We start from the raw sequence: 12,209 nt of genomic DNA, 5'->3' as shown, positions 1-12,209 counted from the left end.
AGATGTGGAAGGTTGGATTAATCGGTACGGGATTCTGGTCGGATAAGCATCTCGGGGCATGGGCGCGGCTCCCAGACGTTCAAGTGACGGCGCTGTGCAACCGAAGCGTGGAGAAGATGAATGACAAGGGAGAAGCTTACGGCATTCCCCCTGAAGCGAGGTATACGTCGATGGATGAGCTGCTTGCCCGTGCTGATATAGACATTGTGGATATCGTGACGGGACCTGAGACGCATCTGGAATTCGTCCGCAAGGCGGCAGCAGCCGGCAAGCATATTCTCTGTCAGAAGCCGTTCGCGAGATCGGTTGCTGAAGCGGAGGAGATGGTACAGCTTGCGAAGCAGCATGGCGTAAGGCTGATGGTTACGGAGAACTGGAGATGGCTGCAGCCGTTCCAGCTCATGAAGGAGCAGCTCGATCGCGGAGCAATCGGAGCTGTACGGGTTGTCCGCTATACGCATACCGACTATTACACACCGCGAATGGCACCTGGCGTTAGGCTTCCTCAGCCTTTTTTCACAGAGATGCCTCGCTTGTTGTTCTACGAGATGGGAGTGCACTGGTTCGACGCCTGGCGGTTCCTGTTCGGCACGCCGAATCGGTTATTCGCTGAGACCGCTACGGTGTCCCCCTATATCGTCGGTGAGGATAGCGGCATCGTTGTCCTTGGACATGAGGGCTTCTACGGGTTCATGGATATGAGCTGGGCGACGAGGCAGAAGCTGGATCGGCCGCTTGGCGCTGGAGTGGGGCCGGTTCATCTGGAGCAGCTTGTCATTGACGGGGATGAAGGTACAATGAAGCTGTATACGGATGGAAGGCTGACGCTCATCTCGAGGGATGGGCAGGAGGAGCGATTGGTTGGAGAGACTGAGCTGGACCATGAAGAGAGTCATTATCGGCTGCAGTCCCACTTCATTCACTGTCTGAACGGCGGGGAAGCCTTCCAGACTAGCGGAGAAGACAATATAACGACGCTTCGGATGGCGTTAGGTGTATACGAGAGCGCGGAGCAGCACAAGGCTATCGCGATTATCTAAGGAGGCGGCTCCCATTATTATAGATGTTCATGCTCACATGGGCTGGGATTATGTATTCGATGAAGACTTCACGCTGCAGGAGCAGCTCGATAAGCACCGTCAATTCGGCATTGCGAAGACGATCGTGCAGCCGGCTTCCTGTCATGATCTGGAGAGAGTTCAAGCTCAGCATGATGCCATTGCGCAGCTGTCGCGGCAGTATCCTGGGGAGTTCTATGGAATGGCTAATCCGAATCCGCATCTTCGTGATGATGTGTATGAGTCGGAGCTGCGCCGCTGCGTGGAGGAGCTGGGATTCGTCGGGGTGAAGATCCACACCTTCGCGCATGCCGTTCATCCAGGAGGCAGAGACGGCACGAAGGTGATGGAGCTCGCTCGCAAGCTGAACATTCCGGTTATGGTGCATACGGGAGCTGGCATTCCCTTCGCTAACCCGTCGAACCTCATTGCTGTTGCTGAACGCTTCCCTGATGTGAACATCGTCATTGCTCATTGCGGGATGATGGTGATGGCTGGCGAGACGATACTGGCCATGCAGAGATGCCCGAATCTATACGCGGACATTACGTGGACAGGCGGCTTCCTCATTCGCCACTGGGTGCATGAGCTGGGTGCTAACCGATTCCTGTTCGGCACGGATCATGCGGACAATACAGGAACAGAGCTCGCGAAGCTTCAGACATGCGGCTTGACCGAGGACGAGCAGGAGTGGATTCGGTACAAGTCTGCTCAGGCGATCTATTCCCTATAATTCAGCAAGTTGTAAGTCTGATAACCCTCATCCCTCCTTGATTATGTGCAAGGAGGGGTGAGGGTTAACTGTTGCGCTCCTTAACGCGGAAGACTTCTCTTGACTGCTATGTGTGATTGCTCCTCATGATAGCCGACGCTCTCGCGAACGATATAGAGCGGCCGCCCCTTCGATTCATCATAGATGCGACCAATATATTCACCGACAATGCCCAGGATGAGCAGGATGAATCCGTTCAGCATGAGCACGACCGAGAGCAGGGACGCCCAGCCGGCGACTGTACTGTCTGTGAACAGCTTCATGCACACCGTCACCACGAGCGAGATGAAGGAGAGTCCCGATACGGTGAAGCCTGCATAAGTGGCAAGCTTGAGCGGCTTCTGCGAGAAGGAGGTCATCGCATCGAGAGAGAGCTTAAGCATTCGCCGAAGGGGATACTTGGTCTCTCCCGCTAGCCGCTCATCACGATCATATTCGACCGCAATCTGCTTGTACCCCACCCAGCTTACCAGCCCCCTTACGAACCGGTTCTTCTCTGACAACGTGTTCATGGTGTCGCATACCTTACGGTCAATTAGCCGGAAGTCGCCGGTATCGACTGGAATGTCCACGTCCGTCATCGACCGGAGCAGCCGGTAGAACAGGGAGGCGGTCGCCAGCTTGAACCATGTCTCGCCCTTGCGCTGCTTGCGCTTCGCGTAGACGACCTCGTAGCCGTCCTTCCATCTTGATATCATCTCCGGAATAAGCTCCGGAGGATCCTGCAGATCGGCGTCTATGACGACTACCGCATCACCTGCAGCTGCATTCATTCCCGCTGTAATCGCGATCTGATGGCCGAAGTTGCGGGAGAAGTCGAGCACCTTCACATGGGAGTCTCGCAAGGCGGTCTCTCTTAGGTAGTCATACGTCCGATCCCGGCTCCCGTCATTAACGAAGATGAGCTCGTAAGATTCACCCAAGCCTCTCATCACTGACGTGAGCCTCGCATAGGTGGTGGGAATTACCTCTTCCTCATTATATACAGGGATTACGACTGAATAATGATGGGTGTTGCTCATGCTTGCATCCATGCTTGCGCTCATGCTCTTACTCATACTGGTATTCATTAGCTGTTCCTCCTTATCAAGCGCTGCCGCTTCGTCGTTGTCACCAATGTATAGAGGGATTATTAACTGAGTATGAACAAGCTCGTTCATATTCAGTTCATGAAGGCTCGGTACATTAGGGCAGACGATTCAATAGAGAGAAGGAGTGGCGAGAGTGATGAATGGGATTCGCAGAATAGACGGATGGCTTGTCCTCATTATGGGACTGGCGCTAATCTTGAATATCTACAACATAGGAGAGCAGGACCTCGGCAATACCTATTATGCCGCCGCCGTGAAGAGTATGCTGCAGAGCTGGCATAACTTCTTCTACGCGTCATACGACCCGGCTGGCTTCATTACAGTAGATAAGCCTCCGGTTGCGATGTGGGTGCAGACGATCAGCGCATCGTTGTTCGGCTATCATGGCTGGTCCTTGATCCTTCCGCAAGTGCTGGCAGGCGTACTGTCTGTTGGTATCTTGTATGCGATTATGAAGCCAAGCTTCGGCGCCGGCTCTGCTAGAATAGCAGCTTTGGTGCTTGCAGTGACTCCGATCACGGTAGCGGTGAGTAGGACGAATAATGTGGACAGTATCCTGGTGTTCACGCTGCTGTTAGCGGCTTGGGCCTTGTTCAAGTCGATTCGCCTGGGCGGACGGATAGGCTGGCTCATTGCTGCCGTAGTCCTGGTTGGAATAGGCTTCAACATTAAGATGCTGCAGGCTTACATGGTTCTGCCAGCCTTCTATCTCATGTATGTAATTGGAGTTCGAGTTCCTTGGCGTCGCCGGATAGCTCAATTAACCGCAGCAACAGCCGTTCTGCTGCTCGTATCCGTCTCCTGGGCGGTCATCGTGGACTCGATTCCGGAGGATAAGCGTCCGTATATTGGCTCCAGCCAGACGAATTCAGTGCTGGAGCTAGCCTTCGGCTACAATGGCGTGTCCAGACTGACAGGCGAAGGCGGCCCTGGCCAGATGATGGGGGGCGGAGGCGGCGAGATGCCGGCAATGCCGGGCGGCGGTGAGATGCCGGCGATGCCGGATGGCGGCGAGATGCCGGCAATGCCGAGCGGCGGCCAGATGCCGGCGATGCCAGGCGGCGGCGAGATGCCGGCGATGCCTGGCGGCGGCGAGATGCCGGCGATGCCGGGCGGCGGCGAGATGCCGGCGATGCCGGGCGGCGGCGAGATGCCGGCGATACCGGGCGGCGGCCAGATGCCGGCGATGCCGGGCGGCGGCGAGATGCCGGATCTCGACCCTGAACAGATGGAGAAGATCCGCGAGCAGATGGAGAAGATGGGCATTAAGATGCCGGCGAACGGTGAGATGCCTGCAGGCGGCATGGGGCCGATGTCTACCGGAGAGGCTGGGGCGCTGCGGATGTTCTCTCCAGAGCTGAGCGGGCAAGCCAGCTGGCTGTTAGTGTTCGTGCTGCTGGCAAGTCTGGCGCTATTCGCAGGAGCAGTTAAGCGCCGCAGCCTCACCGCTGAACAGAATGAAGCGCTGTTCTGGTATGTATGGCTGCTGCCGATGCTGGTGTTCTTCAGCATTGCGAGCTTCTTCCACGAGTATTATCTAACGATGCTTGCTCCAGCAATTGCAGCACTCACCGCCATCGGCTGGAAGCAGCTCTGGAAGCACTACATGGAGGAGACAGGCTGGCAGCGACGGCTGCTGCCGGCGGTTATTCTGTTGACCTTCCTGAGCCAAGCGCTGTTCCTTAATCAGAGCAGCCTTCACTCAGGCTGGGCTGTAGCCGCAGCAATCGCAGGAGTTGTCGTATGCGGCATTCTTCTCTGGCTGCGTGAAGGCCAAGGGCAAGGCCGATCCAGGGCGACCCATTATACGGCCGTTGTTGGTGCTGCAGCGCTCTTGATTGCACCTCTATACTGGTCCATGACTCCTGCGCTGTACGGGGACAACAGTATTCTGCCCAAGGCAGGGCCGTTGCTAAGCGCAGCGGGCGGCATGACGGATATGCTAAGCCAAGAGGCAGACCCTAAGCTGGTGGACTACCTGGAATCTAACTACAACGGAGAGAAGTTCCTCGTCGCTACAGCAAGCAACATGTCCGCAACGCCTATTCAGCTGGCAACGGACAAGGCCGTAATGATGTACGGCGGATACCTCGGCTCGGATCCGGTATTAACAGCGGAGGAGCTCCAGGAGATGGTTGACGCGGGAGAGGTGCGTTACTTCTATACGACGCCTATGGGTTCGTCGCAGACTGAAGTGTCGGAATGGATTGCTAAGAACACGAAGGAAGTGCCCGCATCGGAATGGCAATCCGAATCGAACGGGGCAAGCGGGGGGATGCCTATGATGGGCGGGATGTCCAAGCTGTACGAAGTGATTAAGTGATGAAGCTGATACGCTTCGCAATCGTTGGAGGAATGAACACGGGGATTGACTTCACCGTGTTCTTCGTTCTTGCCTGGTCAGGAATTCCCACACTCCTCTCGCAGATCATCGCCTATACCGCCGGTACCGCGAACAGCTATCTGTGGAACAGGAGCTGGACGTTCCAAGTACACAATCGTGCCGGCTTCACCGAGCTTATTCGATTCCTCGTGCTGAACGCTGCCACATTAGCCTGTTCAACTGCACTGCTCTATGTGCTGGAGGATAGACTCGGAATGGGGCTAGTCTTGAGCAAGGTCGCTGCGACTGCTGTCAGCATGGTCCTTAACTATATAGGGAGCCGCCTATGGGTGTTCAAGGTGCGGAGCACCGACGCATAGCTTGTGACATAGCGCACAAGAAGACTACAATGAGGGTAGATGAGCAGCCGAGCACCGTAGCAACCGAGCAAGCAAATGAGCAGCGGAGCAACGTAGCAACGGAGCAACCGAGCAACCGAGCAAGCAATCGAGCAGCGGAGCAACGAACAGAGTGTCACTCCAATCTCGTAACGATTACTTTCGCTGATGCTTGAATAATGCAGATTCTAACGGAACCGTAAGCCGTTATTCTGCCTTTTGCACATCGATTGGTAAGCTTGCGGAACTAGGAGACCTTATCTGGTGAATAATGAAGAGAATACCCTCTACTAAGGGCGAATAAGGGCGTTCAGTTCCGATAGAGGATCATCTGATGCCCATATCGGTCATATAAGGTCCCTTGGTTCCGTTAGCGGAACCGAGCAGCCCGAGCAGCCCGAGCAGCCCGAGCAGCCCAAGTGGATCAACCACTTTACAATAATTATGCCCTATGTTAACGAGCTAGTAACGTCATTCTGATATATTGCACTAGGAAGGAGGAGGGTCAGATGGCCAGAATATTAGTCGTTGACGATGACCCCCATATTCGGGAGCTCATTCGAGTATTCCTTGCTAAGCAGAGCCTGGAAGTCATTGAAGCGGAAGACGGAGTCCATGCGATGCAGCTCATGGAGAAGATTAAGCCTGACCTAGCTGTCATCGACATCATGATGCCGCAGAAGGATGGGTGGGAGCTGTGCGAGGAGATCAGGAGCATGTATGATCTCCCGATTCTCATGCTGACGGCCCAAGGTGAGATAGCCCATAAGGTTAGAGGCTTCGAGCTTGGGGCCGATGATTATATGGTGAAGCCATTCGATGCGCAAGAGTTGGTTCTAAGGGTGAAGGCGCTGCTGAAGCGATACAAGGTGGCGGCAGACCAGACGGTTCAGGTCGGGAAGCTGACCTTGGACCGTACGTCATTCGAAGCCATATTGAACGATAAGCGCTCCACGCTTCCGCTGAAGGAATTCGAACTGCTATTCAAGCTGGGCAGCTATATTGGCAAGACTTTCCTAAGAGATCAGCTGATTGAAGATATATGGGGTATCGATTACGAAGGCGATGAGCGGACGGTTGATGTGCATATTAAGCGCGTGAGGGAGCGCTATCCTGAGGCTGTCTCAGGCTTCCGGATCGTAACGATCAGAGGTCTGGGCTATCGCTTGGAGGAATGTGATGATTAGAACGCTGTATGTACGGGTTGTGCTTACCTTCCTCATCATCGTCATCGCCAGCTTAGCCGTATCGACCATGCTCGTAACGCTGCGCAACGAGAGTGTGCTCAAGCAGGACTTGGCGCGTGACTTGAAGCGGAGCGGGCAGTTAATTCAGCAGCTCTATGAGGCTTCCAGCCCAGTGTCTCTTGATGCATTCCTGGCATCGGCAGCGGAGCTTAAGCAGCTTCGTATTCAATTAGTAGAGCCAGATGGAGGGGTTACAAGCTTCGGAGCCGAGAGCAAGGGGGTCATGCCGCGCATGGAAGGCGCAGTGGTAAGCACGACCTTGGTGACGGAGGACGGAACCGAATATATGTTAAGGCTGAAGCCCAATCTGGAACGTGAGATGAGAGGGTTGCAAAATATAACGAACTGGATTGTCATTAGTGTACTCATCGTCGGAAGCTTCCTCATTCTTATTGCCGCGCGCTACCTGGTGAAGCCTCTGAAGCAGATGACGAAGGCGACGAGACAGATTGCCGGGGGCGACTTCAATATTCATCTGCAGACGACAGCCAAGGATGAACTGGGCGAGCTGGCCGCCAGCATCCAGCAGATGGCTGGTGAACTGAGCGGACTTGAACAGATGAGGCAAGACTTCGTCTCTAATGTCAGTCATGAGATGCAGTCTCCCCTGACCGCAATCGGAGGCTTCGCGCAAGCTCTGCGAAGTGCAGATGTGACCGAGGAAGAGCGTCTTCGCTATGCGTCTATTATCGAGACGGAGAGCTCTCGCCTCTCTAGACTGAGCGATAATCTGCTGCGGCTGGCGTCCTTGGACTCCGAGCACCACCCGTTCCATGTGAGCAGAATTCGTCTGGACCGCCAGCTCAGGGAAGCGGTCTGGTCATGTGAGCCCCTATGGTCGGCGAAGCAGCTGGAGATGAATCTGGAGCTGGATGAGGTGCGAATGATGGCAGACAGCGACCTGCTTGGGCAAGTATGGACGAACTTAATTCATAATGCCATTAAGTTCACCCCGCAGCATGGTGCCATATCCATTCATCTGCAGAGCAAGGAGGGCCGTGCTGTCGTTATCGTGAAGGATAGCGGAATAGGCATGTCCGAGCAGGATCAAGCGCGAATATTCGAGCGGTTCTTCAAGGCGGATTCCTCTCGGAATCGCAATCGAGGGGGCAACGGCCTCGGGCTCGCCATCACCCATAAGATTGTTACCCTTCACAAGGGCACAATCACGGTCAGCTCTCGGCCAGGCGAAGGAGCGGAGTTCCGGGTCGAGCTTCCCGCCCCGCGCGAAGCTTCATTCGACGCGGGGCTCTTGCTAACCGGCGATTAGGCGCTCGCGCTCGACCTCCCTTCACGAACAGCTAGTTCCGTGCTCGACCTCCCTTCACGAACAGCTAGTTCCGCTCGGCCCGTACCTACACGACACCTTGCTTGCTCTTGCGGTACACGCTTGGCGTAATGCCTGTCTTGCCCCTGAACAGCCGAATGAAGTAGTTGTAATCGGGAATGCCAACTTGCTCCGCAATTGCAGGCACAGGAAGCTCGGTATGCGCAAGCAGCCGCTTCGCCTCCTCAACCTTCAGGTAGTGGCTGAATTGCAGCGGTGTCATGCCCCGATGCTTCTTCATACACTTGGTCATATAGTCGAAGTTGAAGTGCAGCTCCCTCTCAAGCTCCCCCGCGTGAAAAGGCTCACCGAGCCGCTCCGCCAAAAACTGCTCCACTCTATGGCTCAGACTCAAGGATTGAGAAGGCTTGGACGAGCGCTGCAGCCCAAGCTGCAGCTCGGTCAGCAGTCTGGCGAGCAGGCTGTGCAGCTGCAAGGCATTGCCAAGATTCAGATGAGACTGAATGTGAACCATCTCATTGAGCAGTGGCTGCAGCGAATGGAGATCGACGGCGCCGTACTTGGGCAGGAACATCAGCTGCTCACGAGGCTTCTGATCGAAGTCGGTTCCGTGCTGTAGAATCGTGGACCAGGCAATCTGCTTGTCCGCTACGATCTGCGCTCTTGCTCCATGAGCGAAGTGCACCCAGTAGATCTCCGTCTCTTCCTGACATCCCCTGTGACCGTAATGCGTCAGCCCCGGCTCCATGACGAGCAGCTGTCCCGGCTCAATCGTATAAGGGATGCCATTCTCCGTCATATAGAGCGCTCCGCGTGCAACGAACAGCATATCATACACATTGAAGCTTCGTTCGAAGTGCTGCATTCCTATCTTCCAAGTGCCTCGTCCGACTGTCATGAACTGAGGCAGGGGTGGGATGGACAGCTGAATACAATTCATTCGGTATCGTCTCCTTCATAGAGGGCAGTGTCATTATTGTATATGGTTATTCAGATTATGACTAGTCGATATTGTGCTATAAGAAGTCGATTCAGACTCTATGGAATGATCATGATAGCCCTTACAGTAAGAGATATAGATTGAATAATTTCAACTGACTGAAGGAGCGAACGACATGAGATTCAGACAAGTTCACCTGGACTTCCATACATCCGAAGCAATAGGGAGAATAGGAGCCCAGTTCTCCAAGGAGCAGTTCCAGGCGATGCTGCGCAAGGGACATGTAGATTCAATCACGGTATTCTCCAAATGCCATCACGGCTGGGCTTATCATCCGAGTGAGGCGAACGAGCAGCATCCGGAGCTGACCTTCGATCTGCTCGGGGCGATGATTGAAGCTGCGCATGAGATTGGGGTGAAGACACCCATCTATCTATCTGCAGGCCTGGATGAGAAGCTTGCGCGGAAGAAGCCGGACTGGCTCATACGAAGCAAGGAGGATCAGACGAATTGGGCCAGGGGCTTCATGGAGCCAGGGTATCATCAATTCTGCATGAATACACCATACCTAGATGTGCTGCTAGAGCAGATTGAAGAAGTGGTTAAGAAGTATGACGGCGATGGTATATTCCTAGATATTGTCGGTGTACGAGAGTGCTACTGCCAGTATTGTATTCGATCGCTGCGCGAGCAGGGTCAGGATCCGCGAGATGCGGAAGCCGTGCTAGCGCTCGGAGAGAGAACCTATGCTAATTACACCAACCGCGTGCGAGAGCTTGTCCATGCCATTAAGCCAGGACACGGCATCTTCCACAATGGAGGACATATTCGCAGAGGACGCAGAGATCTGGCCCATATGAATACGCATCTCGAGCTCGAATCCTTGCCAACAGGAGGCTGGGGGTATGACCACTTCCCGCTCTCTGCTCGCTACGCCCAGACGCTTGGGATGACGTATCTCGGGATGACGGGCAAGTTCCATACCTCCTGGGGAGAGTTCGGCGGCTACAAGCATCCGAATGCGCTTCGCTATGAGACGGCTCTAAGCATTGCTAATGGAGCTAGATGTTCGGTTGGAGATCAGCTCCATCCGGAGGGCGTGATGGATGAGGCAACCTACTCACTCATTGGAGCGGCGTATAAGGAAGTGGAGGAGAAGGAAGCCTGGTGCACGGAAGTGAGTAATGTGGCTGATGTTGCCTTGTTGTCGGCTGAAGCAGTGATGCATGCGTATAGTGCTGAAGACCGGGGTGGGCTGTCTGACGTCGGCGCGGTAAGGATGCTGTTGGAGGGCAAGGTGCTGTTCGATGTTATTGATCTGGGTACCGAATTCACGGCGTACAAGGTCATCATTCTCCCAGATGAGATTCTCGTCTCCCCTCAGCTTCAGCTAAGGCTGCAAGCCTATGTAGCAGGTGGAGGCAAGCTGCTGGCTACAGGAAGATCCGGCTTGAGCCTTGAGGGGGATGCGTTCGCTATTGACTTCGGCGTGAAGCTGCTTGGCACCAACCCGTATCAACCGGATTACTTCAGGCCAGCATTCAAGCCGGCTAATCTGCAGCCTGCTGCTTATATTTTCTATAGTGAAGGTCAACGTATTGCTCTTGCGGGCGGGACGGAGCTGGGGAGAAGGGAAGATCCTTACTTCAACCGCGATATCTTCACCTTCTGCTCCCATCAGCATACGCCGAGTTCTCAGAATGACGGGGGACCGGGGATGGCTCAGAGCGACAGCGGAATCTATATTGCGTGGAAGGTGTTCGAGGATTATGCGACGAAGGGAAGCCTCATCTTGCGAGAGACAGTGCTATACGCCATTGACAAGCTGCTCGGGGGCAGTCCGTCGCTTCGTACGAGTCTTCCTGCGCAAGGTGTCGTCACGCTGCAGCATCAGGCAGCAGAGAGCCGTTATGTCAATCACTTGCTATATGCATCTCCTGTGAAGCGGGGCAACGGCATTGAAGTCATAGAGGATATTATTCCTCTCTACGATGTAGAGGTCGAGCTGCGAGTGCCGGACGACGTTAAGGGTGTGTATCTGGCTCCACAGGGGACTCAGATCCCGTACGTATATGAGGAAGGGCTTGTTCGGTATACGGTTCCGCGGCTGGAGTGTCATCAGATGGTTATTGTGGAGGTATAATCGTTAAGAATGAGAGGCTGTCAGGCGCGCTCTAGAGGCGTCTGACAGCCTCTTGCTGCTGTCTTCTCCACTCCGCGGGGGTGAGGCCGGCTCTCTGCTTGAATATCTTGTAATAATGGTGCACATCTGCAAAACCGCAATAAGCGGCAACCTCCTCTTGGCTGAGCTCGGTACGATCCAGCAGCTCCTTCGCATGGTTGATTCGCATCTGCAGCAAATATTGATGAGGCGACGTACCGTAACGCTCCTTGAACAGAGCGCTGAAGCGAGACGGTGACAAGCCTGCGCGCTTGGCCATGACCTCAATGGAGATCGGCTTGTCCAGATGCAAGGACAGATAAGAGGTAATCCAGCCCAAGGATTGAGCTCGTATAGGGGGTGTACCCCGGTTCACCGCACAGGACTCCACAATCTGGACGAGCAGCTCAGTAGCTAGCTGTTGAACGCGAAGCTGCATGATGTCATCCTGCTGTCCGGACAGCTCAATCATCCGCAGGAAATCTTCCTTGAACTTACTTGGGTGAAGCGGCTGCAGCACGATTGGAATGTGCACGTTATACACCTCTTCCAGTCTAGGCTGCATGAGCTCAGCATAGGCAGAGAGATCAATCTGCCCGGGACGTGTGGGGAAGCTTCTCTCCCGATGGGGATTATAGAAGAAGTCCAGATGGGCGAACGGTGTGATGGTAGTAGTGAGTCCTGCTAACTGAACAAGGCTGCCGGGCTGGATCAGACAGAACTGACCTGAACGGAGTGCATACGGTTGCTTATCAACGGTGAATAGACACTCTCCTTCCTGAATGTAGACGAATAAATAATCCAGCAGTCTTCGCTCGGCGTAGCTCCATGGCTTGCGCGGAGCGAAGTCGCTCTCCCGAATGAAGGGTAGGGCAGGGGGGCTTGTATGCAGCATGTTTGCTAATCGGTTGACCATGTGACCACACCATCC

At 54.6% G+C, this 12,209-nt stretch carries 10 protein-coding genes; 7 read left to right on the top strand and 3 right to left on the bottom strand.

All coding sequences use genetic code 11. The annotated features are described in order from the left end of the window. The first annotated feature begins 2 nt into the window (after positions 1–2). Both ACFO9Q_RS17905 and ACFO9Q_RS17900 read left to right on the top strand, forming a co-directional pair. Positions 3–1,040 (top strand): Gfo/Idh/MocA family protein, encoded by a 1,038-nt coding sequence (locus ACFO9Q_RS17905; RefSeq protein ID WP_379184547.1) that lies wholly within the window; start codon positions 3–5, stop codon positions 1,038–1,040. Further along, a complete protein-coding gene (locus ACFO9Q_RS17900; protein ID WP_379184545.1) occupies positions 994–1,791 on the top strand; it encodes an amidohydrolase family protein in 798 nt (265 codons plus the stop codon). The genes ACFO9Q_RS17905 and ACFO9Q_RS17900 overlap by 47 nt, the downstream gene beginning before the upstream one ends. 80 nt (positions 1,792–1,871) lie before the next feature. On the opposite strand, the gene ACFO9Q_RS17895 is transcribed toward ACFO9Q_RS17900, so the two are convergent. Next, positions 1,872–2,852 carry a glycosyltransferase family 2 protein gene (locus tag ACFO9Q_RS17895; RefSeq protein ID WP_379184615.1) on the bottom strand — a complete coding sequence of 327 codons (981 nt, stop codon included), beginning with the start codon at positions 2,850–2,852 and terminating at the stop codon, positions 1,872–1,874. Between the two features lie 205 nt (positions 2,853–3,057). Between ACFO9Q_RS17895 and ACFO9Q_RS17890 the strand changes: the two genes are divergently transcribed. The 4 genes from ACFO9Q_RS17890 (at position 3,058) to ACFO9Q_RS17875 (ending at position 8,159) form a co-directional block, all read left to right on the top strand. Then, the gene (locus ACFO9Q_RS17890; RefSeq protein WP_379184612.1) at positions 3,058–5,244 is read left to right on the top strand and encodes a glycosyltransferase family 39 protein; all 2,187 of its coding nucleotides are present in this window, start codon (positions 3,058–3,060) and stop codon (positions 5,242–5,244) included. Beyond that, positions 5,244–5,624: a GtrA family protein gene (locus ACFO9Q_RS17885; protein ID WP_379184543.1), complete on the top strand. Its 381-nt coding sequence runs from the start codon at positions 5,244–5,246 to the stop codon at positions 5,622–5,624. Before ACFO9Q_RS17890 ends, ACFO9Q_RS17885 begins: the two co-directional genes overlap by 1 nt. A gap of 527 nt (positions 5,625–6,151) precedes the next feature. Then, positions 6,152–6,829 carry a response regulator transcription factor gene (locus ACFO9Q_RS17880; RefSeq protein WP_379184541.1) on the top strand — a complete coding sequence of 226 codons (678 nt, stop codon included), beginning with the start codon at positions 6,152–6,154 and terminating at the stop codon, positions 6,827–6,829. Beyond that, positions 6,822–8,159, top strand: a complete 1,338-nt coding sequence (locus tag ACFO9Q_RS17875) for a sensor histidine kinase (protein WP_379184539.1) — start codon at positions 6,822–6,824, stop codon at positions 8,157–8,159. The genes ACFO9Q_RS17880 and ACFO9Q_RS17875 overlap by 8 nt, the downstream gene beginning before the upstream one ends. An 85-nt stretch (positions 8,160–8,244) precedes the next feature. Here ACFO9Q_RS17875 and ACFO9Q_RS17870 read toward each other — a convergent pair whose 3' ends face one another. After that, positions 8,245–9,117: a helix-turn-helix domain-containing protein gene (locus ACFO9Q_RS17870; protein ID WP_379184537.1), complete on the bottom strand. Its 873-nt coding sequence runs from the start codon at positions 9,115–9,117 to the stop codon at positions 8,245–8,247. Between the two features lie 175 nt (positions 9,118–9,292). Between ACFO9Q_RS17870 and ACFO9Q_RS17865 the strand changes: the two genes are divergently transcribed. Then, a complete protein-coding gene (locus ACFO9Q_RS17865) occupies positions 9,293–11,260 on the top strand; it encodes an alpha-amylase family protein (protein WP_379184535.1) in 1,968 nt (655 codons plus the stop codon). A gap of 31 nt (positions 11,261–11,291) precedes the next feature. On the opposite strand, the gene ACFO9Q_RS17860 is transcribed toward ACFO9Q_RS17865, so the two are convergent. Continuing rightward, positions 11,292–12,194: an AraC family transcriptional regulator gene (locus ACFO9Q_RS17860; RefSeq protein WP_379184533.1), complete on the bottom strand. Its 903-nt coding sequence runs from the start codon at positions 12,192–12,194 to the stop codon at positions 11,292–11,294. Between the last annotated feature and the right edge of the window lie 15 nt (positions 12,195–12,209).

The sequence above is a fragment of the Paenibacillus sp. GCM10023252 genome (genome assembly GCF_042653305.1).
In the GTDB taxonomy this organism is placed as follows: Bacteria; Bacillota; Bacilli; order Paenibacillales; family Paenibacillaceae; genus Pristimantibacillus.
Note: the sequence above shows the minus strand (reverse complement) of the source record. Positions and strands in the feature narration are given on the sequence as shown.

What these genes read in the sequence shown, in the direction of transcription:
- ACFO9Q_RS17905 (WP_379184547.1), top strand. Translation starts at nt 3, where the DNA reads ATGTGGAAGGTTGGATTAATCGGTACGGGATTCTGGTCGGATAAGCAT.
- ACFO9Q_RS17895 (WP_379184615.1), bottom strand. Translation starts at nt 2,852, where the DNA reads ATGAGCAACACCCATCATTATTCAGTCGTAATCCCTGTATATAATGAG.
- ACFO9Q_RS17890 (WP_379184612.1), top strand. Translation starts at nt 3,058, where the DNA reads ATGAATGGGATTCGCAGAATAGACGGATGGCTTGTCCTCATTATGGGA.
- ACFO9Q_RS17885 (WP_379184543.1), top strand. Translation starts at nt 5,244, where the DNA reads ATGAAGCTGATACGCTTCGCAATCGTTGGAGGAATGAACACGGGGATT.
- ACFO9Q_RS17880 (WP_379184541.1), top strand. Translation starts at nt 6,152, where the DNA reads ATGGCCAGAATATTAGTCGTTGACGATGACCCCCATATTCGGGAGCTC.
- ACFO9Q_RS17875 (WP_379184539.1), top strand. Translation starts at nt 6,822, where the DNA reads ATGATTAGAACGCTGTATGTACGGGTTGTGCTTACCTTCCTCATCATC.
- ACFO9Q_RS17870 (WP_379184537.1), bottom strand. Translation starts at nt 9,117, where the DNA reads ATGAATTGTATTCAGCTGTCCATCCCACCCCTGCCTCAGTTCATGACA.
- ACFO9Q_RS17865 (WP_379184535.1), top strand. Translation starts at nt 9,293, where the DNA reads ATGAGATTCAGACAAGTTCACCTGGACTTCCATACATCCGAAGCAATA.
- ACFO9Q_RS17860 (WP_379184533.1), bottom strand. Translation starts at nt 12,194, where the DNA reads ATGGTCAACCGATTAGCAAACATGCTGCATACAAGCCCCCCTGCCCTA.